We start from the raw sequence: 25023 nt of genomic DNA on the forward strand, positions 1-25023 counted from the left end.
AGCCGGGGCCCAGTCTTTTCTTGCGCAGATGTGGGTCCCGGCTCTGCGGAGCAGCGTGAAGGACGCTGCACCGCGTCCGGGACACGGATACCTAAAACAGCGGCGGTACCTGCCCGACCTTCAGCGGGCCGAAAAACACCGCGCCGTCGACGAAGCGCAGCGGGAAGGCGCGGGCCTTCTTGCCTTCCAGCACGGCTTCCTTGCCCAACGCATTGATGCCGGCGGTGACGCCGACATTGGCGTTCTGTTTCACGACTCGGCCGAGCCCGGGAATGGCGCGGTCGAGCGCGCCGAGCAGATTGGTGACGTCCTGGCTTTTTACACCGGGCGCGACGCGGTCGAGCGTCGCCTGTGGCACGCCCTCTTCCAGCATCTTCTCGATACCGAGCGCCGGGATCACCTTCTCAATGCCGGCCACCGTCATCTGCAATTCGCCGTCGAGCCGGCCGCCGGCGCTGAGGCCGAGGGTGCCGGTGGCGAGCGCGATCAGGTCGCCCTGCGCAATTCGCGACTGCACGATTTCGACCCGGCCGCCGGCGGCCTGGAGTTCGCGAAACCGCTCGGGCCAGGGTTTTGGCGCAAAATCCTTCAAGCCGCTCAGCAGGGTGCGGACGTCGGCATCGAACGGCGCGGCCAGCAGCGGATGCAGCTCCTGCAGGCTGCCTTGCTCGATCTTCAGCACGGTCTCGATCACGGGGCGATCCTGCGTCGAGCCTTCGGCGAGCCGGCCGTGCAGCTCCGCCAGCCTGGCGCGCGCCAGCGGGGTCTGCACCGGACCGTTGACGCGGTCGATCGAGGGATCGTCGAACACGATGGTGGCGCGCTGCGGCACGGCCGGCAGCCCGACCACGCTGCTGCGCGCCTTGCTCCAGTTCACCATCATCGCGGGCGGCCCGCCGCGATCGGAAATCGTCGCCGGCGCGGTGAATTCCGCGATCAGCAATTTCGGATCCCAGATCTGCGCCACTACCAGAATCTCGCCGAGGCTGGCGGTAACAGGCGCCTGCGTCGCGGCCCGCTCGGCGGTCTGCGCGCGCAGCGACACGCTGGCGCCGCTGCAGCGGACTTCGAGGCGGAACGGGAAGCCGGCCACCGAGCGTTTTGCACAGTCATAGACCCGGCCGGATGCCGCCTCCTGGGCGCGCCAGGCGTCGACCTTGACCTCGACCTGCGAGGCGGCAAAGAACCAGAATCCGCTCCACGCCACCGCGGCGACCACGAGCAGAGCAGGCATGATGAAAAGGCGCCAAAGCGGGCGCCGGCGCGGCGCGAGGGTCATATCAGGCATGCGGGACCTTTGGCGGACGATTTTGTCAATTAAGCGGTGATGGTAGCCGCGGTTCAAGCCGTCGTTTAAGCCCCGTTGCCCGCCGCGATCAAGTTAACGCGTTTTCACCTCGGCCAAAACTCTGCTAGGCGTGCGCGCGATGCCAGCCAAAATCGTACCCGAAGCGGAATTGTCCAAAGGCGACCTCTGGGTGTTCGGCTATGGCTCGCTGATGTGGCGGCCGGGCTTCGACTTCATCGAGCAGGTTCCGGCCCGGCTGATCGGCGAGCACCGCGCGCTCTGCGTCTATTCGTTCGACCACCGCGGCACGCCGGAAAAGCCGGGCCTCGTGCTCGGGCTCGACCGCGGCGGCGCCTGCCGCGGCGTCGCGTTCCGGGTGGCGGCGAAGGCGCGCGGCGACGTGGTGGATTATCTGCGCAGCCGTGAGCAGACCACCCATGTCTATCGCGAGGTGATGCGTTCGGTCTGGCTCGAGAACGACGCCCGCGAGCGCGTCAGCGCGCTGGCCTATGTGGTCGATCGCGGCCACGTGCAATATGCCGGCCGGCTGTCGCTGACCGAACAGCTGCGCTTCGTGCAGCAGGGCCACGGCCGCTCCGGCAACAACCGCGACTACGTGCTGGCGACGGTGGAATCGATCGAGGCGCAGGGTTTTCGCGACGCGCAGCTGCATCAGCTGGCGGCGATGCTGCATGGGGATGCGCATTCACTTCACCCTCCCCTGGAGGGGGAGGGTCGACGCGACTGAAAGGAGCGGCGGGGTGGGGTGAAGGTCTCTCGTTTCGAACGGTGAGCGCGTTGAGGGACTTTCACCCCACCCCGCAAAAATCGCTACTTCTTTCCCGAGGGCGCGCTCGGCACCACCCCGAACAATTGCGCCTGCTCTTCGCGCGCGGCTTCGACCAGGCGATTGGTGGCGGCCTCGATCACGGTCGCGATGCGGACGATGAACTCCTTGCGGTTCAGGCCCGCCGGCAAGGGATCGAGGAATTCGACTACCAGCGTGCCGGGGTAGCGCATGAAGGTGCGGCGCGGCCAGAACAGGCCGGAATTCAGCGCGACCGGCAGGCAAGGCACGCCGCTGGAGGTGTAGATCTGGCCGACGCCGGTCATGTAATCCGGCGGCGCGCCGACCGGGGTGCGGGTGCCCTCGGGAAAGATGATCAGCTGGCGGCCGCTGCGAATTTCCTTCGGCGCGCGCCGCGCCATCTCCATCAGCGACCGCATGCCGCCGCCGCGGTCGACGCCGATCATTCCCGACTTCATCAGGTACCAGCCGAAGAACGGAATCCAGGCGAGCTCCCGCTTGTAGATGAACAGCGGCGCATCGAAGTACGGCATCAGCGCGAAGGTTTCCCACATCGACTGGTGTTTCGACGCGACGATCAGCGGTCCCACGGGGATTTTCTCCAGCCCGCGAACCTCCAGCCGGGTGTTGCAGACCACGCGCAGCAGCCAGACGCTGCTGCGCGCCCACATCTTGGCGACCGCCATGAAGGCGCGCCGCGGCATCAGGAAGGTGGGAATGGCAACGATGTTCCAGAACACCAGCAGCACATAGAACAGCACGTTGTAGACCAGCGAACGCAGGAAAATCGAAACCATGGAATACCCTGGATCAGTTGGCTTGAGCCGTCGCCGGTTTTCGTGGTGAGGGCGATCCGGCCGGCTGGTCTGCGAGATCGGGCAGATCGAGACCGAAATCGGCCAGGCGCACCCGCACCTCCGCGGCGACATATTTGACATACTCCGATAGCAGCAGCCGCAACGTCGCGCCACTCGTCCACCACGGCTCGTCCCGCCATTTTTCGCCGACCACCGCGAACGGAATCAGCTGGATATCGGGCATCGCGTGCGACAATTCGACGATGGCGCGCGGCATATGGTAATTCGATGTCACCACGATCAGCGACTTGAAGCCGCGGTCCTGCGCCCAGCGCCGCGTCTCCGCCGCATTGCTGCGGGTATTGACGGCAGAGCGGTCGAGATCGACGCAACAGCGCAGCAGCTGGTGATTGTCGGGCAGCGAACGCGAGATGTCGCTGGCGGCGTTGGTGGGATGCACGCCTGAAATCAGCAGCCGCTTGCCGTAGCCGCCGGCCAGCAATTCCATCGCATCGGAAACACGCGAGGAGCCGCCGGTGAGCACCACGATGCCGTCGGCGTTGCGTTCGGGCTTCACTTCGGCGCCGCGCAGCAGCGACAGGAAGGCGACGAAGCCGATCGCGGCGCCAACGAAGGCGATCGCCAGCGACGCCACGATGGTCGCGCGCAGCCATCCCCTCGGCGCGGCGGGCGGCGCATCGGGCGATTTATCGTCGGACTTCGAAGCCATGCGGTGCCGGTGTTTCTCTTTCACACGGGGAAGTCTAGCGCAATTTTTGGGTATAGCCTCCCCTCCTCCCACGCGCCCTTGCGCGTGGTGGGGAGGGGAGAAAAAAAGCACCTCATTCGATGTCGTCGAGCGTGGCAAACAGCGTCCGCCGCGATGCCCAGGCGGTGATCGCCGCGATCAGCACCGCCTGGGCCGCCAGCGCCAGATAGCCCGACGGGCGCAGCGAAAACGTCCCCAGCAAGGCCGCGAATTGATCCCCGACCGGGGTACCCGAAAACCAGCTGGCGATCGACTCGGAGAACCCGAACAGCAGCATGGCGACGCCGCCGCCGATCACGCCGCCCTGCAGGCCGAGCCTGAGAAAATGCCGCAGGAAGCGGTTGGCGATAAAGCGGTCCCCGGCGCCGACGAAATGCAGCACCTCGACGATCGGCCGGTTCGCCGCCATCGCGCCGCGCGTCGCGAACGATACCGAAATGATGGTGGCGACGATCACCAGCGCGAGGATGCCGATGCCGGCGAATACGGTGGCGCCGGTCATCGAGCGCATCCGCTCGATCCAGGCGCGGTGATCGTCGATGGTGGCGCTCGGCGCCAGTTGTGTCACCCGGCCGCGCAACGCCGCCAGATTGGGCACCGTTCCCGGCTGGACGCGCGCGACGATGACGCGCGGCACCGGCAGATCGTCGAACGACAATCCGGTGCCGAGCCACGGCTCCAGCAATCGGGCGGACTCCTCCCTGGTGAAGGGCTTGATCTCGACGATGCCGGGCTGCGCGCGCATCGCCTCGGCGACCGCCGCCACATCGCGCTCGATATCGCGCCCGGCGGCGGGGCGCACCTGGATGGTGATTTCGCTCGCGACTTCCGACTGCCACTCCGCCGCCGATGCGCTGACCAGCAGCACCGCGCCGGTCGTGATCGAGGCGAGGAAGGTCATGATGGCGACCACGGCGACCAGTGCACGGCCGGCGATCGAGGCGCGCGGCACGATCGGCGACAGGTTGCGCGCGCGTGCCGGGACCTGCGGACGCTCATGTCCGAGATCCACCAGGGGGCCGTGGTCGTCGCCGGTTCTACTCATAGATATGCAACCGTCCCTGATGCAGCACCAGCCGCCGCGCATCGTACTGGTCCATCAGCGCCATGTCGTGGGTCGCGATGATGACCGCGGTGCCGGACTTGTTCAGTTCGATGAACAGCCGCAGCAGCCGCCGCCCCAGCGTCGGATCGACGTTGCCGGTCGGCTCATCCGCCAGCAGCAGCTGCGGCCGCGAAATCACCGCGCGGGCGATGGCGGCGCGCTGCTTCTCGCCGCCGGACAAAATCGGCGGCAGCGCATCCATCCGCTCGCCGAGGCCGACCCATTTCAGGAGATCGATCACCTCCTTGCGGTAGCTGGATTCGTCGCGGCCCATCACCCGGAACGGCAGCGCCACGTTTTCGTAGGTCGTCATGTGATCGAGCAGGCGAAAGTCCTGCAGCACGATGCCGATCCGCTTGCGCAGGTCGGCGACCTGATCCTTGCTGAGCAGCGAGACGTCACGGCCGAACAGATTGACCAGGCCGCGCGTCGGCCGCAGCGACAGGAACAACAGCCGGAGCAGCGAGGTCTTGCCGGCGCCGGACGGGCCGGTCAGGAACTGGAAGGAATGGGCGGGGATCAGGAAACTGAGGTCGCGCAGAATCTCCGGGCCGAGCCCGTAACGCAATCCGACATTTTCGAACCGAACCAAGCTCAGCTCCGTTCGATGTGGGGCATGACCGGAAAGTCCGGCGACCCGTAAGGCTTGGCCCCGCGATTGGCTGGCCTCGTGGCTTGCGAACCGGGCAAAATGGTTGTGCTTCGGTTATGGTTTCCGATTCGTTAACGCTCGCGTTGTAGCATCCCGCCAGCGTCATTGTGGAGATCCGCTCCATGCATATCATTTGCCCCCATTGCACCACGTCCTACGCCATCAATCTGGCTACTTTGGGCGCGGCCGGCCGTACTGTGCGCTGTTCCCGCTGCAAGGAAGTCTGGCTGGCGAGGCCGGAGGATGCGAGGGAGCTGGCGGTGCCCGTGCCTGCCGTGGCGCAGGCTTCAGCCCAGGCCGGGGCCGACGATACCCTCGCGGAATGGGAAGCGATGGCGGCCGAAGACGACAGCGCGGGGACCCCCGTCGTCGACAGCCCCTCGATCTCAGCCGACTGGCCCAGCGAAGCCTCGCCCGACGACGCCAACTGGCCGTCGATCGCCGGCGACGACATCCCCGCGGAGGACGCGCGTCCGCAGCGGCGGTCCTGGTTCCGCAAGCTTTTCAGGCGGCGGGCGTCCCAGGCTCAGGCGTCGCGCAAGAAATCGTTCGTCAGCCCCGCCCTGGCTTGCGCCGGGATGGGCGCGCTGGTGGTGGCGCTGCTGATCTGGCGGGTCGAGGTGGTGCGGCTGCTGCCGCAAACCGCCGACTTCTACCGGATGGTCGGCCTCGAGGTGAACCTGCGCGGACTGATGTTCAAGGACGTCAAGATCACCTCCGAGACGGTGGACGGCAAGCCGGTGCTGGTGATCGAGGGCGTTATCACGGGCGAAGCCAAGCGGCCGGTGCAGCTGCCGCGGCTGCGCTTCAGCGTTCGCGATGCGCAGGGCGCGGAAATCTACGCCTGGAATGCGGTACTGGAGCAGCCCGTGCTGAAGCCGGGCGAGCGCGCCTGGTTCAAGTCGCGGCTGGCCTCGCCGCCGCCCGAGGGCCGCAATATCGATGTACGTTTCTTCCACAAGCGGGATATCGCCGGCGGCAACGTCTGAACGACAAGCCGCCGGGAAAGATGGATAGACGATGCCGCGCGTGCTGATCGCCGACGATGAAGAATCCATGCGCACGCTGGTGGCGCGGGCGATCGCCATGGATGGCCATGTCACCGTCACCGCGGAAGACGGCGCCGAAGCGCTCGACATCCTCACCCGCGAAGACGGCGCCTTCGACCTGCTGCTCACCGACATCAAGATGCCCGTGATGGACGGCATCGCGCTGGCGCTGGCCGTGGCGCGGGATTTTCCGGACCTGACCATCCTGCTGATGACCGGCTTTGCCGACCAGCGCGAACGCGCGCACGGCCTCAACGCCATCGTGCACGACGTGGTGACGAAACCGTTTTCGGTGGCCGATATCCGCACCGCGGTGGCCGATGCGCTGGCGGCGAAGAAGGGGGGTTAGTGGCTTAGAAGAAGTCGCGGGCACCGAAAGCGCAACACACTCAACTCGTCATCCCCGCGAAGGCGGGGATCCAGTACGCCGCGGCTTCTCGGCTCTATCGCTGACGTCTCTGGAATACTGGGTCACCCGCTTTCGCGGGTGACGACAAGCTCGGCGTGACGAGAGCGCTCAATAATCCTTCAGCAACCGCTCGATGTAATCGAGTTCGATCTGCGGGCGCAGCGAATCGCCGAGCCGGCGGCGAAGTTCCTCCAGAATCCGGCGCACCCGCTGCACGTCGATCTCGTCGGGAATCTTCACCGAGGGATCGTCGGGGAATTCGCGCCCGCGCAGCGGACGCCCCAGCGGATCGTTGTTGGCGGCGCCGCTCTGCTGCCGTCCCGGACGCTGGCCCGGACCGTCGCCCTGACCGTCGCCGTCGCCCTGCTGCATCGCCTCGGCGAGGCTCTGGGCGCCCTTGCGCAGCGCTTCCAGCGCCTTGCCTTGCGAGTCCACCGCGCCATCGGCGTTGCCGTCACCGAGCCTGCCGGTGGCGTCGCCCATCGCGGAATCGGCGTCGCCGAGGCCATCCTCGCCGTCGCCCTGATCGCCGTCGTCACCCTGGCCTTGCTGCCCCTTCTGTCCCTGTTGGCCCTTCTGGCCCTGCCCCATGCCGCGCTTGGCGAGTTCCTGCTGCAATTTCCTGAGCCGGTCGCGCAGGCCCTGCTGATCCTGCTGCAGTTCGCCCATGTTCTTGTCGCCCTGCTTGCCGCGCTGGCGATCGCGCCGCGAATCCTGGCCCTGCTTGAAGGTCTTGTCGCGCAACTGCTGCTGCTTGCGGATCATGTCGCCGAGTTCGTTCAGCGCCTCCTGCATGTCGCCGTCGCCGGACTGGCCGGGCTGCGCCATCTGCAGGTTTTCCAGCATCTGCTGCAATTGCTCGAGCAGCTGCTTGGCCGCATCCTTGTCGCCGGAGCGCGACAGGCGCTCCATGCGGTCGATCATGTTCTTGAGATCCTGCTGGCTCAGCATTTTGGTATTGGGATCGAGCGGCCGCGCCAGCTGCTGCGGATTGTTGCGCTGCTGTTCGGCGAGCTGGCGCATGAAATTGTCCAGCGCCGCGCGCAGATTTTCGGTGAGCTTCCTGATCTCCTCGTCGCTGGCGCCGCGCTCCAGCGCCTGCTTGAGCGCCTCCTGGGCGGCCCGCAGCGCCTTGTCGACGTCGGTGATATTGCCGTCCTCGATGGTGACCGCGAGCGCCCACAGCGCGGCGACGACCTCGCGCAGCGCAGAATCGGTGCGGGAAGCCTCCAGCTGCCGTGACACGCTGTAGAGACCGAGATACTGGCCGGTTTCGGGCGTGAACAGATGCGGCGCGATCATCAGCGCGTCGAGCGCGGCATAGACCTGCCCGATCTGATTGGCGTCGAGCGCCAGAATGCGGCGCTGCTCGATCAGCGCTCGCGCCAGCGGCTTGGTGAACAGCCGCTCCGGAAGCCGCATGTTGAACGGCTCGCTGGTGCCCTCGTTGCCGGCCTCGTCCTTCGCCGTCAGGGTCAAAGTGACGTCGGCGCCGGCATAGGGGTCTTCAGAGAGGTCCTTGACGGTCTGCCCGACCCCGTTGCGGGTCCGGGCGTTCGGCAGCGCCAGCGTAAACTGCGGCGCGTCGAACAGCGGTCGCGGCGCCGCGCCGCCCTTTGCAGGGTCCTTGGCAGAGTCCTTGGCCGGGTCGCCGGGGCGGGCCGCGAAACGCGCCTGCGCTTCAGTGACGCCGTAATCGTCCTCGATCTTGTAGGACATCTGCAGCGAGCCGCGGGCCTGGCGTTCCGGATCCTTGGCGAGCGCAATGGTCGGCGCGCGATCGGCGGTGGCGCTGAACTTCCATTGCGGCTGCCCGGAAGGCGAGCGGACCTGCGCCGTGCCGTCGCCGGCGATGGTGAATTGCTTCTCGTTGGTGCCCTTGGGCGCCTGTTCGACCGCGACGGCCTCGGTCACCGCGCCGCCGACCACGACATCGAGCGTGCCGCCGCTCGAGCGCACGATCAGCGTCGAGCCCGCGGGAACCGGCAAGGGGCCCAAGGGTCCAGACAAGGGTGCAGACAGTCCCGCGGCAGGCGCCGCGGCGTCCTTGTTCGCGGCCGATAGAATAATCGGGGGCTTGCCGGTGTACAAAGGCGGCGTCACCCAGGCGTCGACCCTGATATTGGCGGGCGCCAGCACGCCGTTCCAGTCGAACGCCGCGCCGATCCGCATGCCGCGCTCGTCGCCCGCGGCGACATAGGTCGCCACCAGCAACACGGCGACCAGCGCGCGCAGCGCCCGCGGATCGTGGATCGCCAGCCGCGGCGACGGCAGGCCGGCGCGGATGCGCTTGAGCGAAGCCAGGGTGCGCTCGCGCTGCGCCTGCCACAACGCCAGCGCCACCGGATCCTGGGTCGCCAGCGTATCGGTCAGCGCGGTGGCCGGGCGATGGCGGATGCCGGTGCCGCGGTCGAGCCGGCTGAGGGCGGCTTCGCGGCTCGGCCAGCGGAATTTTACCAGCGGCCAAAGCGCCCAAAGCGCCGCCAGCACGAACAGGCCGATACCGATGGCGCGCGCGATAAACGGCAGCGTCAGCCACAATCCGGCCCACGATACCACCAGAAACAATCCGATCAGGCTCAGCAACCGCGCCAGATGCGGCCAGGTCTGCTCCCACGCGATCGCGTATTTCGCCCGTTGCAAGGCCTGACCGAGCTGCAGCCTGGCGGCGGCATCGGGGTCGCGCGCAGGTTCTGACGGGTCGGGAATGGCGCCGCTCAATCAACTCTCCGGGTTGGCCCGAACAGAATCCTAGCACAACGGCGGCAGTGAGGCACCTGTCCCTGATGAAACCCACACCCGGAAATACGCATAACACGAAGGCGTGACTGCACAGCGCCGACCCCGTAACGTCCGCCGCGAACCAACAAGGTAACCCTCGAGGAAACGTCATGGACCAGAAAACGCACGACAAGGGACTGGAAATTCGCAAGGCGGTGCTGGGCGAGGCCTATGTCGCCAACGCCCTGAAGAATTCAGACGGTTTCAACAAGCCGTTCCAGGAACTGGTCACCGAATATTGCTGGGGCGCGGTGTGGGGCCGCGAGGAACTGCCGCGCAAGACCCGCAGCATGCTCAATCTGGCGATGATCTCGATCCTGAACCGGCCGCACGAATTGAAGGTCCACATCAAGGGCGCGCTGACCAACGGCGTGACCCGGGACGAGATCCGCGAGATCTTCATGCAGGTATCGATCTATGCCGGCGTGCCCGCGGGCGTCGACAGCTTCCGGATCGCGCGCGAAGTGTTCGCGGAAATCGACAAGGGCTGAAGGCAACACAGCCGTCATTGCGCGCGCAGCGAAGCAATCCAGCTTTGCCGCGCCAAGAAAGATGGATTGCTTCGTCGCTGCGCTCCTCGCAATGACGCTTTTAGACTTCAAGGACACATCACATGGAAATCGGATTCATCGGCCTGGGCAAGATGGGCTATCCCATGGCACGCCGCCTGATCGAGGCCGGGCATCAGCTCACCGTGTTCGACCAGCGCAAGGAGGCGGTCGACCAACTGGTGGCACTCGGCGCCGGGGCCGCGTCATCGCCGAAAGACGTCGCCGACCGCGCCGAGACCGTGCTGGCGAGCCTGCCATCGCTGCAGGCCTCGCTCGAGGTCGCGACCGGCGCCGGCGGCGTGATCGAAGGCAAACTGGTCAAGCGCTTCATCGACCTGTCCACCGTCGGATCGCACATGGCGGTGCGGATTCACGACCTGCTGGCGAAGAAGAATATCGTGCAGCTCGACAGCCCCGTCAGCGGCGGCGTCGGCGGCGCCGAGAAGGGCACGCTTGCGGTAATGGTGTCGGGTCCGAAAGCCGACTTTGAAATCGTGAAATCCGCGCTCGGCGTCATCGGCAAGGTGTTCTTCATCGGCGAGAAACCCGGCTCGGCGCAGACCATGAAGCTCGCCAACAATTTCCTGTCGGCCACCGCCGTGGTGGCGACCTCGGAGGCGGTGGTGATGGGCGTCAAGTCCGGGCTCGATCCCGCCGTGATGATCGACGTCATCAATGCCGGCTCGGGGCTCAACACCGCGAGCCGCGACAAGTTTCCGCGCGCGATCCTGCCGCGCACCTTCGATTTCGGCTTCGCCACCGGGTTGATGGTGAAGGACGTGCGGCTCTGCCTCGAGGAGATGAAGGCGCTGGGGCTGTCGATGGAAGTCGCCGAAGCGGTCGGCCGGCTCTGGGAAGTGGTGATCCGCGAAATGGGCCCGGAGTCGGATTTCACCTCCGCGATCAAGCCGATCGAACAGGCGGCGGGGGTCATCGTCGGCGGAAAGGGCGGTCACGCGGCGAAGTGAGGCCGCAAGACGCGGGCCATTGAACTTGGCCGGGCACGTTTGATATTCTTGTTCGCGTGACCAGAATTACAAAATCATCCCCGGCGCGCCGCCGTGCTGGACATCCGAAATCCACGCAGCGCGGTCTCACCGGCTCGTCGCTGGTTGCGGTCATGCAGGCCTCGCCGCATCGTGAGATCGATATCGAGCCAGAACGCGCGCCAATGCCGGTGCGGTGCAGTGACTTGCCGCCGGATCCCGGCGTGCCGTAGGACCCGTTCCCCGGACGCTGCGCAGCGTGCAGCGCTGCGCTGCTGATCCGGGGTCCATCCTTGCTTAAACGAAGTTGGGTCCCGGCTCTGCGGAGCAGCGCGAAAGGCGCTGCTCCGCGTCCGGGACACGATTTCACAGCCAGGGCGCCGCCCGATCCATCGCGATCAGTTCTTCCACTTCGACCCTTGGCCGCACCACCGCGTACTGATCGTCCTTGACCAGCACTTCCGGCACCAGCGCGCGGGTGTTGTAGGTGCCGGATTGCACCGCGCCGTAGGCGCCGGCGGTCATGATCGCCAGGAGGTCGCCGGGTTTTGGTTCCGGCAGATTGCGGTCGAGCGCGAGATAATCGCCGCTTTCGCAGACCGGCCCGACCACGTCGGCCAGGATCATGGGGGCGCCCGCCGCGGCCTCGCGGACCGGCAGGATGTCGTGATGCGCCTCGTACAGCGTGGGGCGGATCAGATCGTTCATCGCGGCGTCGAGAATGACGAAATTCCTGGCGTCGCCATGCTTCACATAGATCACCCGCGCGACCAGGATGCCGGCATTGCCGACGATCATCCGCCCCGGCTCGAACATCAGGGTGCAGCCGAGATTGTGCGTCACCCGCTTGACCATCGCGGCATAGGCCGACGGCAGCGGCGGGGCTTCGCGGTCCATGTGATAGGGAATGCCGAGACCGCCGCCGAAATCGACATGCGAAATGGTGTGGCCGTCGGCGCGCAGCACCTGCACGAATTCGGCCAGCAGCCGGAAGGCGGTTTCCAGCGGCCCCAGATCCGTAACCTGGCTGCCGATATGCATGTCGACGCCGGTGACCTCGATGCCCGGCAGCCCGGCCGCGCGGGCATAGACCGCGCGGGCGCGGGCCAGCGGAATACCGAACTTGTTCTCGGACTTGCCGGTCGAGATTTTGGCGTGCGAGCCGGAATCGACGTCGGGATTGACCCGCACCGAGATCCGCGCGGTCCGGCCGGTCTCGCTGGCGAGCCGCGACAGCAGTTCGAGCTCCGGCTCGGATTCGACGTTGATGCACAGAATATCCTGGGCCAGCGCCGCACGCAGTTCGGCTTCGGTCTTGCCGACGCCGGAGAACAGGATCTTGTGCGGCGGAATGCCGGCGGCCAGCGCGCGCTTCAGCTCGCCACCGGATACCACGTCGGCGCCGGCGCCGAGTTTTGCCAATGTGCGCAGCACCGACTGGTTGGAGTTCGCCTTCATGGCGTAACACACCAGCGCCTTCTCGCCGGCGAAGGCCTCGCTGAACACCCGGTAATGGCGTTCCAGGGTGGCGGTCGAATAGCAGTAGAACGGCGTGCCGACCGCTTCCGCCAGCTCGATGAGATTAACCGCCTCGGCGTGCAGCACGCCGTTGCGATAGTCGAAGTGGTTCATGGCAGGCTCAGTCGAGGAGCGGATCGAGGACGAAGGCTTTCTTGCGGCCTCTCGGCGCGGTGGCCGACGGATCGGTGGTTCCGGAGGACGGATTAAACGTGCCTCGCGCGGCCCGTTCGGCTTCGATATCGACATCGGTCGGCGCCAGCGCCGCGGACGACGCCTGCGACGAGGCGTTCGGCGGCAGATCGAGCCCGCCCTTGCGGCCGCAGCCGCCAAGCGCCAGCACGGCTACGCCCAGAACGATGATCGCCCATCCCGAAGATGTCGGGCTCAACTTACGATTCACGACAAAATCCCCAATGCGGCGGCACCATACAAAGATTGCCCGGTTCTGGCGAGAGCCGGACGACCACGAAATTGCAGCCAAATTTGCAGGCTCAGCCCAACTTTCGCTGCTTTTCCAGCCGCTTCAGCCACGCTTTGGCCTGCGCTGCCACGTTTTTCGGGGCGGTTCCACCATAGCTGACGCGGCTTTTCACCGACGCTTCCACCGAAAGCACGCTCAGCGCCTCCCTGGTAATCTTCGGTTCGATCGCCTGCATGTCCTTCAACGGGAGTTCGTGCAGCGGCACGCCCTGGCCCGACGCCGCGCCGACGATTCGCCCGGTGACATGATGGGCGTCGCGGAACGGCATTTTCAGCGTCCGCACCAGCCAGTCGGCGAGATCGGTAGCGGTGGCGTAGCCTTCGCCGGCAGCGGCTTTCATTTTGGCCTCGTCCGGCACGATGTCCAGAACCATGCCGGTCATCGCCCGGACCGCCAGCGACAGCGCGCCGAACGCCTCCATCGCGCCCTGCTTGTCCTCCTGCATGTCCTTTTGATAGGCCAGCGGCAGTCCCTTCATCACGATCAGCAAACCGGTGAGCGCGCCGATCACCCGGCCGGTCTTGGCGCGCACCAGCTCGGCGGCATCAGGGTTGCGCTTCTGCGGCATGATCGAGGAGCCGGAGGTGAACTTGTCGGAGAGACGCACCAGGCCGACCAGCGGCGAGGTCCAGATCACGATTTCCTCGGCGAAGCGCGACAGATGTACCGAGGCGATCGTCGCCGCCGCCAGGGTTTCCAGCACGAAGTCACGGTCCGACACCGCATCGAGCGAATTGGCCATCGGCCTGATGAAGCCGAGCGCTTTGGCGGTGGCGTTGCGATCGATCGGGAACGAGGTGCCGGCCAGGGCTGCTGCACCCAGCGGCGATTCATTGAGCCGCTTGCGCGCATCGGCAAAACGGCCGCGGTCGCGCGCCGCCATCTCGACATAGGCCAGCAAATGATGCCCGAACGTCACCGGCTGGGCGGTCTGCAAATGGGTGAAACCGGGCATCACCGTGCCGGCATGTTCCAGCGCCCGCGTCACCAGCGCGTGCTGAAACGCCGCCAGCGACGCATCGATCTCATCGATGGTGTCGCGGACGTAGAGCCTGAAATCGGTCGCCACCTGGTCGTTGCGCGAGCGCGCGGTGTGCAGCCGTCCCGAGGCCGGCCCGATCAGCTCGCCGAGCCGGCTCTCGACATTCATGTGAATGTCCTCGAGCGCGCGCTTGAAATCGAACGATCCCTTGTCGATTTCTGACAAAATCGTGTCTAGACCCCTGGCGATATTTTTCGCATCACTCGCGGTAATGATGCCTTGCGCTGACAGCATCGCGGCGTGGGCCTTGGACGCGGCGATGTCCTGGGCATACAGGTGACGATCGACGTCGATGGAGACGTTGATTTCCTCCATGATCGCGTCGGGGCCCTCACCGAACCGGCCGCCCCACATCTTGTTGCTCATGACTTGTTACTCATGACCTATTACTCATGCCTGCCATTGACCGTCACGGCCGCGAACGGACACGCCGCACTAATGCGAACTGTCCGCAATCCCGGCTCTGCATAGCCGTATCTGATACAGGATGACAAACGATATGCCTGAATTGCCCTCGCCTCCCCCGGACGCCACGCGGCCCCCGGACGCTGCGCGGCCCCGGGCTGCCACGCGCCGGATTCCGCTTGCGATCGGCGCAGCGCTGATCGGGGTGGCGATCGGATCGGCCGTCCTCTACGGGACCGGGGCCCTGAACCGGCCGACCGGCGATGCCGCCTGCCGCCCGGCGGTAGAGCTGGCGCGCAAGATCGCCCCCTTGGCGCATGGCGAGGTGGCCGCGCTGACCATGGCCACCGCCCCGCTGCGACTGCCGGACCTCGCCTTCGATGACGCCGGCGGGCAACCCAAAAAACTGTCGGACTGGCGCGGGCGGATGGTTCTGGTCAACCTGTGGGCCACCTGGTGCGTGCCCTGCCGCAAGGAAATGCCCGCGCTCGACGAGCTGCAGGCCAAGCTCGGAGGGGCTGATTTCGAGGTGGTGGCGATCAATATCGACACCCGCGATCCGGAAAAGCCGAAGAATTTCCTGAAAGACGCCAATCTGACCCGGCTCGGCTATTTCAGCGACCACAAAGCCAAGGTTTTTCAGGATCTTAAAGCTGTAGGGCGGGCATTGGGGATGCCCACTTCGGTGCTGGTCGACCGCCAGGGCTGCGAAATCGCCACCATCGCCGGACCCGCGGAATGGGCCAGCGAAGACGCCGTCAAGCTGATCAAGGCTGCGATGAAGCCGTAACGGCCGGGTTTTAGGCTGAAACGTCGAGATTGCCGCCGACGCCGGCGCCGAGGTTGGCGGAGTTCTGACCCAACAGGGTCATGACAGCGGATTTCTCCGCATCGGCGTTCTGCTTGATGAACGAAGCGGCTATCTGCCCCTGGGTGCCCGCCGCCTTCATCGCGAGCATGCTGCTCACCATTGCCATCATATCCATACGCAATACTCCCAACGGGGCACCGTACCCAGCGCTGGTTAACGATGCGTAACTGGAGGCGGTAACCGCCGCGAAACCGGGCCAATTTACCGGATCGGCAGCGGCCGTTTTCCACAGCCATCGCCAGGTTCGGAAAGCCCGCGCCAAGCCCCTCCAAACACGACACGAATCGAATTATTCTCCCCATGTTCTCCCGGGACTTATCAACAGCCTCGTTGCGTGGCGTCAGCAGCCGCGCGTAGCGGGAGCGCCGGTTCAGGCGGATTCATCGCGCTCATAGCGCAGCAGATCGCCCGGCTGGCAGTTCAGATATTCGCAGATCCGCGCCAGCGTATCGAACCGCACACCCTTCACCTTGCCCTGCTTCAGTAGCGAGAGATTGGCTTCGGTGATGCCGACATGTTCGGCCAGATCCTTCGATTTCACATTGCGTTCGGCCAGCATCACATTGAGCCGGACTCGGATGGACATGTTCTGCCTCAGATGAATTGCGCGTTTTCGTCGGCGATCGCCATGGCTTCCGCGATCAGCCAGGCAATCACCACGATCAGGCCGGCGAACAACAGCGCCAGCAGCGCATCGGACCCGAGCGCCACGACCAGAGCCTTGCCCGTCGCGTAGGTTCGCCAGCTCAGCAGGATCGACAGCGCGGCGCCGACAACGGGCTTCAGCAAGGTCGCGGCAAACACCGCGACCGCCAGGTCGCGCAATCTGTGGACGTTCTCGAGGGTGAAGAAGCGGCCTTCGGCGAAGGCTTCGAAACAGCGGCGGACCCGCAGCAGTCCCCAGATCAGGCAGGCGAGCGGCAGCGCTGATATCGCCATGCTCGCCAACCGGATGTCCCAGCCGATCGGATGGATCGCGATCCCGCGCAACCGGGCGTCGAGATGGATGGTTTCATCCGTGCTGACGATCCAATAGGCCGCAAGCCCCGCCGCCAGAATGACCGAAATGCCCACGCACAGATACGCCAGCATGCGGCTGAGAAACCGAATCCGTCGAGAGCGCTCGAGGGAAGCCGCAGCCAGGGGAAGATCGGACGAAGTCGACGAGATCATTGGCGGCCTCCGAAATACTGTTGACGAATTATTATTGTTTTACGATAATAAATTATCGCAAGTCAACGTCAAACTGTATGGAGTATCCGATGTTACGATCTCGCGCGCGGCGTTTCTGCTCTGGTTCGGCGGCCATTTTCGTCGGTCTGGCGATCGGAACGACTGTGCTGTCTGCCGAACCCTCCACCTCGCGCGGGCAGATATCCGTCGCCCAGGCCATGATGATACTGGATCAGGCCGCGACAAACCCGGCGGCGCGGCAGACGCTGACCGCCTATCTCGCCGGGACCGGTGAAACCGCGGGTTGGCTGCTGGATGTCGCGACCGATCAGGGATTGTTACGACATCCCTGTACGCGGCGTCTCAGCCTGGATGACAAGAGCGCACGGCAGGCGCTGGGGAGCACCGCGCCCGGCCGCGCAGCCGAAACCGCCGCGACTCCGCTGATCGTTGCTGACATGTTGAAGCGTGCCGGATGTCGCCTGACCGATCGATGAGGCGAATGCGCGGCTTACGTCTCAGCGCGTCGGAACCGGCTTGTCGCCGCGATAATCGTAGAAGCCGCGCTGGGTCTTGCGGCCGAGCCAGCCGGCCTCGACGTATTTCACCAGCAGCGGGCACGGCCGGTACTTGGAATCGGCGAGGCCCTCATGCAGCACCTGCATGATCGACAGGCAGGTATCCAGCCCGATGAAATCGGCCAGTTCCAGCGGTCCCATCGGATGGTGGGCGCCGAGCTTCATCGCGGCATCGATCGCCTCGACGTTTCCGACCCCCTCATACAGCGTATAGATCGCCTCGTTGATCATCGGCAGCAGGATGCGGTTGACGATGAAGGCCGGAAAATCCTCGGACACCGCGATTTGCTTGCCGAGCCTGGCGACGAATTCCTTTGAGGCGTCGAAGGTCGAATCGTCGGTCGCGATGCCGCGAATCAACTCGACCAGCTCCATCAGCGGCACCGGATTCATGAAATGAATGCCGATGAACTTCTCGGGGCGGTCGGTGGAGGCGGCCAGCCGCGTGATCGAAATCGAAGACGTGTTGGAGGCGACGATGGCTTCCGGCTTCAGCACCGCGCACAGATCGTGGAAAATCTTGCGCTTGACCTCTTCCTTCTCGACCGCGCTTTCGATCACCAGGTCGCAGTCGGCGAGACCGTCCATGGTTTCTGCGGTCACGATCCGGTCCAGCGCCCCCTTGCGGGCATCCTCCGTGATGATCTTCTTGACCACCTGGCGCGACAGATTGCCGTTGATGGTCGCCATGGCGGACTTCAAACGATCTTCGGAGATATCGTTCAGCACCACGTTCAGCCCGGCCAGCGCCGCCACATGTGCGATGCCGTTGCCCATCTGGCCCGAGCCGATCACGCCGACCTTCTTGATCATCACCGCCATTTTATCATCTCACCGGGGAAGACGCGGCTCGCGCGTCCACCCTCTCTTGCATAAACACCGGCCGGAGTCCGATCCATCCGGCCGGAACCTGGAATCGTCGTTACTTTCCGAGCTTGCCGAGCGCCTCGGTCAGTTCGGGAACCGCCTGGTAGAGGTCCGCGACCAGGCCGTAATCGGCAACCTGGAAGATCGGCGCGTCCTCATCCTTGTTGATCGCGACGATCACCTTGGAATCCTTCATGCCGGCGAGATGCTGAATGGCGCCTGAAATGCCGATGGCGACATAAAGCTCCGGCGCCACCACCTTGCCGGTCTGGCCGACCTGCCAGTCGTTCGGCGCATATCCGGCATCGACCGCGGCGCGCGAGGCGCCGACGCCGGCGCCGAGCTTGTCGGCCAGCGGCTCGATATACTTTGCAAAGTTCTCGCGGCTCTGCATGGCGCGGCCGCCGGAAACGATGATTTTTGCCGAGGTCAGTTCGGGCCTATCGCTCTTGGCCACTTCCTCGCCGACAAAGCTGGAGAGGCCGGGATCGGCCGCGGATGCGGCATTTTCGATTCCCGCGCTGCCGCCGTCGCCGGCCGCGGCGAAGGTCGAGGTCCGCACCGTGATCACCTTCTTGGCGTCCCTGGATTTCACCGTCTGGATCGCATTGCCGGCATAGATCGGCCGCTCGAAGGTATCCGGCGACACCACCTTGATGATTTCCGACACCTGCATCACGTCGAGCAGGGCGGCGACGCGCGGCATCACGTTCTTGAAGCGCGAGGTGGCGGGCGCGACGAAGGCGTCATAGGCCGGGGCCAGCGCCACGATCAGGGCGGCGAGCGGCTCCGCCAGATCGTGGGCATAGGCATCGCCTTCGGCGACCAGCACCTTGGTGACGCCGGCAAGCTTGGCGGCAGCCTCGGCCGCGGCCTTGGTGCCCTCGCCGCCACCGGCGACCAGCACGTGGACCTCGGCGCCCAATTGGGTGGCGGCGGTCAGCGCCTTGTTGGTGGAGTCCTTCAGGGTGGCGTGTTCGTGTTCGGCAATCAACAGCGTGGTCATCAGAGAACCCCGGCTTCGTTCTTGAGTTTCGACACCAGCTCGGCGACGTCCTTGACCTTGACGCCTCCCTTGCGGCCCGGCGGTTCGGTGGTCTTGAGGATCTCGAGATGGGCGGTCAGATCGACGCCGTAGTCGGTCGCGCTCTTGTCGGCGATCGGCTTCTTCTTCGCCTTCATGATGTTGGGCAGGCTGGCGTAGCGCGGCTCATTCAGCCGCAAGTCGGTCGTGACGATCGCCGGCCCCTTCAGTTTGAGGGTCTGCAGGCCGCCGTCGACCTCGCGCGTCACCTTGAAATCGGAACCTTCGACTTCGAGCTTGGAGGCGAAGGTCGCCTGCGACCAGCCGAGCAGCGCGGCCAGCATCTGGCCGGTCTGGTTGGAATCGTCGTCGATCGCCTGCTTGCCGAGAATGACGAGGCCGGGCTTCTCTTCGTCGACGATGGCCTTCAGAATCTTCGCCACCGCCAGCGGTTCGACGTTACCCTCGGCCTTGACCAGAATACCGCGGTCGGCGCCCATGGCGAGACCGGTGCGGATGGTCTCGGACGCCTGGGCGGGGCCGATCGACACCACCACGACCTCGGTTGCCTTGCCGGCCTCTCGCAGGCGCAGGGCTTCCTCGACGGCGATTTCGTCGAACGGATTCATCGACATCTTGACGTTGGACAGTTCGACGCCCGATCCGTCGCTCTTGACCCGGACCTTGACGTTGTAATCGACCACCCGCTTTACCGGCACCAGAACCTTCATCGACCCTCTTTCGCTTGGATTTTTGGTATCAATCAGCTTGGGCGCGGAACCTAAAGGTCCCGCTATCGGCGGTCAACGCGCGAAAGCCAAAAATCGCCCCAAGAACCATCCAAGAACCATCCAAGAACCACCCGAGGATCGCCCCGGGCATGGCTGCTTCAACGATTTTGGCCGGGCACCCACAGCACGTCGCCGGCGCCGTCATTATTGACCGAACGGCTGGCGACGAACAGGAAATCCGACAGCCGGTTCATGTACTGGATTCCGGCGTCGCTGACCGGCTCGTCGGGCTTGGCCGCGAGTTCCACCATGATCCGTTCCGCCCGGCGGCATATGGTGCGCGCCAGATGCAGATGCGCCGCCGCCGGCGTGCCTCCGGGCAGCACAAACGAGGTCAATGGCGTCAGGCGGGCATTCAAGGTGTCGATATCGCGCTCCAGCCGTTCGACCTGACTTCCGAGCATCCGCAGGCGCTCCACCTTGCCCTGGCGCTCCGGCACCGCGAGGTCGGCGCCGAGATCGAACAGATCGTTCTGGATCAGGCCGAGCATCGCGTCGATCTCGCGCGCCTCCGCCAGATGCAGCCGGACCATGCCGATCGCGGCGTTGGTCTCGTCGACGGTTCCATAGGCGGCGATGCGCAGGTCGTATTTCGGGCGGCGTTCGCCGCTGCCGAGCGCCGTGGTGCCGTCGTCGCCGGTCCTTGTGTAGATGCGATTGAGGACGACCATCGTTCTCCCCTTAGCGGCTCATCGCCCAGACCGCGAGCATGGTGATGACGATCGCGACAAATTGCAGCAACACCCGCAACCGCATCAGCTTCTGCGAGCGATTCGGCGATCCGCCCCGCACCATGTTGAGCAGACCGAGCAGCAGGACGATCGCAACTGCGGCGACCGCGACGGGAAGGAGGATCGAACTCAGGAAGGATGCCATCGGCGCTACATAACACCGTGCCGGGCAGTCCGCCATCCGTTAAGGCCGGCCCCGCCCCCGGGCGCAACGATCTGGCTTTTTGTCCAATAATATCAGAAGCTAGCGGCTGCTGACGGTGGCGATGCGAGTCGCTTGCGGCCCATGCTTCGAGACGCTCGCGCCGCTCGCTCCTCCCGAGTGAACGCGAAGCGTTCATCCGAGCATGAGGTCGTTGTGTTTCAGCAAGTTAACCTCATCCTGAGGAGGCCGCGAAGCGGCCGTCTCGAAGGATGGGCAGCACTACCGGTTTGTCGCCGGTTGAACGAATCGTCCGCCGTCAGGGTGAAATGTGAGGCAGATCCGCTACGTCTATCTGGTCGTGATGGATGCGTTCTATACGTTTCTCGCCGATGACGGCTGGGCGATTGCCAGTCATATCGCGCTGTCGGCGTTGATGGCGCTGTTTCCGTTTCTGATCGTGCTGACCTCGCTGGCCGGATTTTTCGGCTCCAAGGAACTGGCCGATCAGGCGGTGGCGCTATTGCTGCAGGTCTGGCCGCAACAGGTCGCGGACTCGCTGTCGAGCGAAATCCACGACGTGCTGACGACGACACGCGGCGATGCGTTGACCATCGGCCTCGTGCTGGCGGTGTACTTCGCCTCGAACGGCATCGAAAGCCTGCGGGTCGGACTGAACCGCGCCTATTCGGTGATCGAGCCGCGAAGCTGGTACTGGCTGCGGCTGGAATCGATCGGCTACACGCTGATCGCCGCCTTTACCGCGCTGGCGATGGCATTCCTGATCGTGCTCGGCCCGCTGATGCTGGAGGCGGCGCGGCGTTACATACCGCTGATCGTGGAAACCAACGAGCATTTTCTCAACGTCGCGCGCTACGGCATTACCATCGCGGCGCTGGTGATCGCCCTGTTCCTGCTGCACGCATGGCTGCCGGCGGGCCGCCGCAGTTTCCTGCAGATCCTGCCCGGCATCATCTTCACCTTCGTGGCGTCGCTGCTGTCGGGCATCGTGTTCGGACAGTATCTCGCCCGCTTCGCCAACAACTACGTCACGATGTATGCAGGCCTCGCCTCGGTGATCATCGCGCTGGTGTTTCTGTATTTCATCGCCGCGATCTTCGTCTATGGCGGCGAACTGAACGCGGCGATCATCAAGTCGCGGCTGCCGCACGGCGTGTCGCTTCAAGCAGCGCAGTCGCTAGAGCCCTTGGACTCACAGGCTTGACCAGAAAGGCGTTGGCGCCGGCGGCGCGCGATGCCGCCTCGTCGTCGCCGCGGCCCGATACCCCGATGATGGCGATGCGGCCGAATGGCGCCCGCAGCTTGCGAATTTGCCTGATCGCCTCGATGCCGTTGATACCCGGCAACACCATGTCCATCAGCACCGCGTCGAACGCTCCTTCCGCGATCCGCTCGGCCGCGATCTCGCCGCGCCCGATGAATTCCGCCTGGTGGCCGAGTTCGGTGAGGATCGCATTGAGCACGACCCGGCCGAACGGATTGTCCTCGACGCTGAGTACGCGCAGGCTGCGCACCTGATCCATCGGCGAACCGGCGTCCGCGCCGGAGTTCGCCGCTTTCGGCGCCCTGGCGCGGGTCAGCGTCACGCTCAGGGTGAAGGTGGCGCCGCCGCCCGGCCGCTGCGCCACGATGATGTCGCCGCCCATTGCCCGCGCCAGCGCCTTGACCGACGACAGTCCGAGCCCGGCACCGCCGAAGCGCGACGCGATCGAGACATTGGCCTGCGAGAACGGCCGGAACAGGCGCTTGATCTCACCCAGCGTGAGACCGATGCCGCTGTCGGAAACCGCAAAGGCGATGCTGACCTTGCCCTTCGGCCCGCGCATCGGCTTGACCGAGAGCGCGACGCCGCCGGCTTCGGTGAACTTGGCCGCATTGTCGATCAGGTTTTCCAGCGCCGCGCGCAGCCGCACGGGATCGCCGATCACGAACGCCGGCAGTTTTTCGGAAATCTCGATCCGGGATTGCAGCCCCTTGGCGGTCGCCCGGCCGGCCAGCGAATCCCCGACGCTGCGGGCGAGCGCGCGCAGATCGAAGAAGTCCTGCCGCACCCCCAGCCCGGGGCCGCGGCTCCTCGCGGCATCGACGAACAAGGTGGCGAGGCTGGCGAGGTGCTCGGCGCCGGCCTTGATGGTATCGACCCAGCGCCGCTCGCGCTCGTCGAGGTCGGAGGTCGCCAGGAGATCGCTGATGGCGAGAATTCCGGTCAGCGGTGTGCGGACCTCATGGGCGAACGCCGCGAGCGCCGTCTCGACCATGCCGGGAACGCCAGTCACGGCCGCGCGCTTGCGCGCCTTGCCCGCAGCGCGGGCCGGAACGCGTTGTTTCGACATCCGTTTTTTCGGTATCCGCGTAGGGCGCTTTGCGCGCGACTTGACCGCCATGATTCCCCCGACCCTGGCCGGTCTCACCATGCCATGGAGCACCGCGAGGAGTCACGAAGGCGTTCGGCATGGTCCCCGTCGCCCATCGGGCGGGTCAGGGCAAGCCGACTTATCAAGGCAAGCCGACTTGGCGGCGGATGTCAGCCGGCGTCGCACCCTGCGCCCGGAGCTCGCGCAGTGCGGTCGCCGCAGTTGACTTCGACAGCTTCCGCCCTTCGCGGTCGAGCACGAGGCGATGGTGGTGGTAGGCCGGCTGGGGCAGACCGAGCAGATGCTGCAGCAGCCGGTGCACGCTGGTCGACCAGAACAGGTCCGCGCCCCGCACCACCTCGGTGACACCCTGCAAGGCGTCGTCGATCGCAACCGACAGATGATAGCTGGTCGGCGTCTCCTTGCGCGCGACAATGACGTCGCCCCAGGCTTCGGGCCGGGCGACGACCGCGCCGGTCTCGCCATCGGGACCCTCGCCGTGCTCGGTCCAGCCGAGATCGGGGACCAGCGCGCGGGCCGCCGCCATGTCCAGCCGCAGCGCATAGGGCACGCCCGAATCGCGCAGGTACGCCCGCTGATCCGGCGACAGTGACTTCGCCACCCCCGGATAGAGCGGCGCGCCGTCGGGATCGCGCGGCCAGGGCGCCTGCGCCTCGCGCTGCGCCAACAGTCTTGCAATCTCGGCGCGGCTTTCGAACGCGGGATAGATCAGGCCCATCGCCGTGAGCTCCTCCAGCGCGGCGCGATAGTCCGAGAGGTGCTCCGACTGCCGCCGCACCGGCGTTTCCCACGATATGCCGAGCCAGGCGAGATCCTGGTAGACCGCGGCCTCGAATTCCGGCCGGCAGCGCGCCGGATCGATATCCTCGATGCGCAGCAGCAAGCGGCCGCCGCTGCGGCGGGCGGCGTCGAAATTCAGCAGCGCCGAACAAGCGTGACCGAGATGCAGATAGCCGTTCGGGCTCGGCGCAAAGCGGAAAACGGGTGCTGACATTCACACAGGTCTCGTCATGGCCGGGCTTCGTCCCGGCCATCCACGTCTTGCAACACGACGTGACATTGGCAACAACGATACCGTCCGACGCGACATCGTAGGAAGACGTCGATGGCCGGGACAAGCCCGGCCATGACGAAGTAGGGTCTCCCCATGCCCCTTCACCTCGAAACCCAGTCCGACCTCGAAGACGCCATCCATGCGCTGATAGAACTCGATCCGCGGCTGAAACCGGTCTTCGAACTGACCGGGATGCCGGCGCTGCGGCGGCGCGAGCCCGGCTTTGCAGGTCTTGCCCACATCGTCTGCGGCCAGCAGGTCTCCACCGCCAGCGCCGCGGCGATCTGGGGCCGCGTCAGCGCCGCGTTCGACCCGTTTCATCATGACGCCTTGCGTAAGGCGCGCGCCGACCGGCTCGGCCGGCTCGGCCTGTCCGGCGCCAAGATCAAGACCTTGAAGAACCTGGCGCGCGAGATCGCCGCCGAGCGGCTCAATCTCGACGTGCTGGCCAACGAGGACGCCGACGCCGCGCACAACACGCTGACCGCGCTGCACGGCATCGGCCCGTGGACCGCCGACGTCTATCTGCTGTTCTGCCTCGGCCATGGCGACGCCTGGCCCGCCGGCGATATCGCCATCCAGGAAGCCATCAAGGTCGGATTGGGCTTGGCAACGCGCCCGACCCCGAAACAGATGGCCCCGCTGGCGGAGCCGTGGCGGCCGTTGCGGGGGGCGGCGGCGCATCTGTGGTGGAGCTATTACCGGGTGCTGAAGAAGCGCGAGGGCGTGATCGGGAAATAGGTCTCGTGTCC

28 protein-coding genes are annotated in these 25023 nt (G+C 65.5%); 9 read left to right on the plus strand and 19 right to left on the minus strand.

What is annotated here, in order from left to right; all coding sequences use genetic code 11:
- Positions 1-91: 91 nt before the first annotated feature.
- Positions 92-1288: a DUF2125 domain-containing protein gene (locus tag Q7U29_RS07090; protein ID WP_304739874.1), complete on the minus strand. Its 1197-nt coding sequence runs from the start codon at positions 1286-1288 to the stop codon at positions 92-94.
- Positions 1289-1427: 139 nt separating this feature from the next.
- Between Q7U29_RS07090 and Q7U29_RS07095 the strand changes: the two genes are divergently transcribed.
- Positions 1428-2036, plus strand: coding sequence for a gamma-glutamylcyclotransferase (locus tag Q7U29_RS07095; protein WP_304739876.1), 609 nt, complete (start codon positions 1428-1430; stop codon positions 2034-2036).
- A gap of 83 nt (positions 2037-2119) precedes the next feature.
- Here Q7U29_RS07095 and Q7U29_RS07100 read toward each other — a convergent pair whose 3' ends face one another.
- The 4 genes from Q7U29_RS07100 to ftsE form a co-directional block, all read right to left on the minus strand.
- Entirely contained in the window at positions 2120-2893 is a 774-nt protein-coding gene (locus Q7U29_RS07100) for a 1-acyl-sn-glycerol-3-phosphate acyltransferase (RefSeq protein WP_304739878.1), read from the minus strand.
- A 13-nt stretch (positions 2894-2906) separates the two neighbouring features.
- A complete protein-coding gene (locus tag Q7U29_RS07105; RefSeq protein WP_304739880.1) occupies positions 2907-3623 on the minus strand; it encodes a YdcF family protein in 717 nt (238 codons plus the stop codon).
- A gap of 112 nt (positions 3624-3735) precedes the next feature.
- Positions 3736-4707: an ABC transporter permease gene (locus tag Q7U29_RS07110; protein ID WP_304739882.1), complete on the minus strand. Its 972-nt coding sequence runs from the start codon at positions 4705-4707 to the stop codon at positions 3736-3738.
- A complete protein-coding gene (ftsE, locus tag Q7U29_RS07115; RefSeq protein WP_304739883.1) occupies positions 4700-5359 on the minus strand; it encodes a cell division ATP-binding protein FtsE in 660 nt (219 codons plus the stop codon). The genes Q7U29_RS07110 and ftsE overlap by 8 nt, the downstream gene beginning before the upstream one ends.
- Positions 5360-5541: 182 nt before the next feature.
- On the opposite strand from ftsE, the gene Q7U29_RS07120 reads away from it, so the two are divergent.
- On the plus strand, positions 5542-6408 hold the full coding sequence (locus Q7U29_RS07120; RefSeq protein ID WP_304739885.1) for an MJ0042-type zinc finger domain-containing protein: 867 nt from the start codon (positions 5542-5544) through the stop codon (positions 6406-6408).
- 31 nt (positions 6409-6439) lie between these two features.
- Entirely contained in the window at positions 6440-6817 is a 378-nt protein-coding gene (locus Q7U29_RS07125; RefSeq protein WP_304739887.1) for a response regulator, read from the plus strand.
- A 168-nt stretch (positions 6818-6985) separates the two neighbouring features.
- On the opposite strand, the gene Q7U29_RS07130 is transcribed toward Q7U29_RS07125, so the two are convergent.
- A complete protein-coding gene (locus Q7U29_RS07130; RefSeq protein ID WP_304739889.1) occupies positions 6986-9598 on the minus strand; it encodes a TIGR02302 family protein in 2613 nt (870 codons plus the stop codon).
- A gap of 170 nt (positions 9599-9768) precedes the next feature.
- Between Q7U29_RS07130 and Q7U29_RS07135 the strand changes: the two genes are divergently transcribed.
- The gene (locus Q7U29_RS07135; protein WP_304739891.1) at positions 9769-10149 is read left to right on the plus strand and encodes a carboxymuconolactone decarboxylase family protein; all 381 of its coding nucleotides are present in this window, start codon (positions 9769-9771) and stop codon (positions 10147-10149) included.
- Positions 10150-10271: 122 nt separating this feature from the next.
- Complete coding sequence (locus Q7U29_RS07140) at positions 10272-11177, plus strand: NAD(P)-dependent oxidoreductase (protein WP_304739892.1); 906 nt, start codon at positions 10272-10274, stop codon at positions 11175-11177.
- 384 nt (positions 11178-11561) lie between these two features.
- On the opposite strand, the gene lysA is transcribed toward Q7U29_RS07140, so the two are convergent.
- The 3 genes from lysA to argH form a co-directional block, all read right to left on the minus strand.
- Entirely contained in the window at positions 11562-12827 is a 1266-nt protein-coding gene (lysA, locus tag Q7U29_RS07145; RefSeq protein WP_304739894.1) for a diaminopimelate decarboxylase, read from the minus strand.
- Between the two features lie 7 nt (positions 12828-12834).
- A complete protein-coding gene (locus Q7U29_RS07150) occupies positions 12835-13116 on the minus strand; it encodes a lipoprotein (protein ID WP_304739896.1) in 282 nt (93 codons plus the stop codon).
- A 91-nt stretch (positions 13117-13207) separates the two neighbouring features.
- Entirely contained in the window at positions 13208-14605 is a 1398-nt protein-coding gene (gene argH / locus Q7U29_RS07155) for an argininosuccinate lyase (RefSeq protein ID WP_304739898.1), read from the minus strand.
- A 133-nt stretch (positions 14606-14738) separates the two neighbouring features.
- On the opposite strand from argH, the gene Q7U29_RS07160 reads away from it, so the two are divergent.
- Positions 14739-15434, plus strand: a complete 696-nt coding sequence (locus Q7U29_RS07160; protein WP_304739900.1) for a TlpA disulfide reductase family protein — start codon at positions 14739-14741, stop codon at positions 15432-15434.
- Positions 15435-15444: 10 nt separating this feature from the next.
- Here the strand turns inward: Q7U29_RS07160 and Q7U29_RS07165 are convergent, their stop codons facing one another.
- From Q7U29_RS07165 to Q7U29_RS07175, 3 genes are all read right to left on the minus strand, one after another.
- Positions 15445-15630 carry a hypothetical protein gene (locus Q7U29_RS07165; protein ID WP_304739902.1) on the minus strand — a complete coding sequence of 62 codons (186 nt, stop codon included), beginning with the start codon at positions 15628-15630 and terminating at the stop codon, positions 15445-15447.
- A 255-nt stretch (positions 15631-15885) separates the two neighbouring features.
- A complete protein-coding gene (locus Q7U29_RS07170) occupies positions 15886-16101 on the minus strand; it encodes a helix-turn-helix transcriptional regulator (RefSeq protein WP_304739904.1) in 216 nt (71 codons plus the stop codon).
- Positions 16102-16109: 8 nt separating this feature from the next.
- On the minus strand, positions 16110-16688 hold the full coding sequence (locus Q7U29_RS07175) for a DUF2975 domain-containing protein (RefSeq protein ID WP_304739906.1): 579 nt from the start codon (positions 16686-16688) through the stop codon (positions 16110-16112).
- Between the two features lie 20 nt (positions 16689-16708).
- Between Q7U29_RS07175 and Q7U29_RS07180 the strand changes: the two genes are divergently transcribed.
- Positions 16709-17185, plus strand: coding sequence for a chlorophyllide reductase (locus Q7U29_RS07180; RefSeq protein WP_304739908.1), 477 nt, complete (start codon positions 16709-16711; stop codon positions 17183-17185).
- A gap of 21 nt (positions 17186-17206) precedes the next feature.
- On the opposite strand, the gene Q7U29_RS07185 is transcribed toward Q7U29_RS07180, so the two are convergent.
- From Q7U29_RS07185 to Q7U29_RS07205, 5 genes are all read right to left on the minus strand, one after another.
- On the minus strand, positions 17207-18088 hold the full coding sequence (locus Q7U29_RS07185) for a 3-hydroxybutyryl-CoA dehydrogenase (RefSeq protein WP_304739910.1): 882 nt from the start codon (positions 18086-18088) through the stop codon (positions 17207-17209).
- Positions 18089-18188: 100 nt separating this feature from the next.
- On the minus strand, positions 18189-19139 hold the full coding sequence (locus Q7U29_RS07190) for an electron transfer flavoprotein subunit alpha/FixB family protein (protein ID WP_304739912.1): 951 nt from the start codon (positions 19137-19139) through the stop codon (positions 18189-18191).
- Positions 19139-19888 (minus strand): electron transfer flavoprotein subunit beta/FixA family protein, encoded by a 750-nt coding sequence (locus Q7U29_RS07195; protein WP_304739914.1) that lies wholly within the window; start codon positions 19886-19888, stop codon positions 19139-19141. Before Q7U29_RS07195 ends, Q7U29_RS07190 begins: the two co-directional genes overlap by 1 nt.
- 158 nt (positions 19889-20046) lie before the next feature.
- The gene (locus Q7U29_RS07200; RefSeq protein ID WP_304739915.1) at positions 20047-20619 is read right to left on the minus strand and encodes a cob(I)yrinic acid a,c-diamide adenosyltransferase; all 573 of its coding nucleotides are present in this window, start codon (positions 20617-20619) and stop codon (positions 20047-20049) included.
- Between the two features lie 10 nt (positions 20620-20629).
- Positions 20630-20824, minus strand: a complete 195-nt coding sequence (locus Q7U29_RS07205; RefSeq protein ID WP_304739917.1) for a twin transmembrane helix small protein — start codon at positions 20822-20824, stop codon at positions 20630-20632.
- A gap of 361 nt (positions 20825-21185) precedes the next feature.
- Here Q7U29_RS07205 and Q7U29_RS07210 point away from each other — a divergent pair, with 361 nt between their 5' ends.
- Entirely contained in the window at positions 21186-22046 is an 861-nt protein-coding gene (locus Q7U29_RS07210; RefSeq protein WP_370691711.1) for a YihY/virulence factor BrkB family protein, read from the plus strand.
- Here Q7U29_RS07210 and Q7U29_RS07215 read toward each other — a convergent pair.
- Together Q7U29_RS07215 and gluQRS are read right to left on the minus strand one after the other, a co-directional pair.
- Entirely contained in the window at positions 21973-23226 is a 1254-nt protein-coding gene (locus Q7U29_RS07215; RefSeq protein ID WP_304739921.1) for an ATP-binding protein, read from the minus strand. The genes Q7U29_RS07210 and Q7U29_RS07215 overlap by 74 nt on opposite strands.
- A 112-nt stretch (positions 23227-23338) precedes the next feature.
- On the minus strand, positions 23339-24211 hold the full coding sequence (gene gluQRS / locus Q7U29_RS07220; RefSeq protein ID WP_304739923.1) for a tRNA glutamyl-Q(34) synthetase GluQRS: 873 nt from the start codon (positions 24209-24211) through the stop codon (positions 23339-23341).
- Between the two features lie 153 nt (positions 24212-24364).
- Here gluQRS and Q7U29_RS07225 point away from each other — a divergent pair, with 153 nt between their 5' ends.
- Positions 24365-25012 carry a DNA-3-methyladenine glycosylase gene (locus tag Q7U29_RS07225; protein ID WP_304739925.1) on the plus strand — a complete coding sequence of 216 codons (648 nt, stop codon included), beginning with the start codon at positions 24365-24367 and terminating at the stop codon, positions 25010-25012.
- Positions 25013-25023 lie beyond the last annotated feature (11 nt).

The sequence above is a fragment of the Bradyrhizobium sp. genome (assembly GCF_030654605.1).
GTDB lineage: Bacteria > Pseudomonadota > Alphaproteobacteria > Rhizobiales > Xanthobacteraceae > Bradyrhizobium.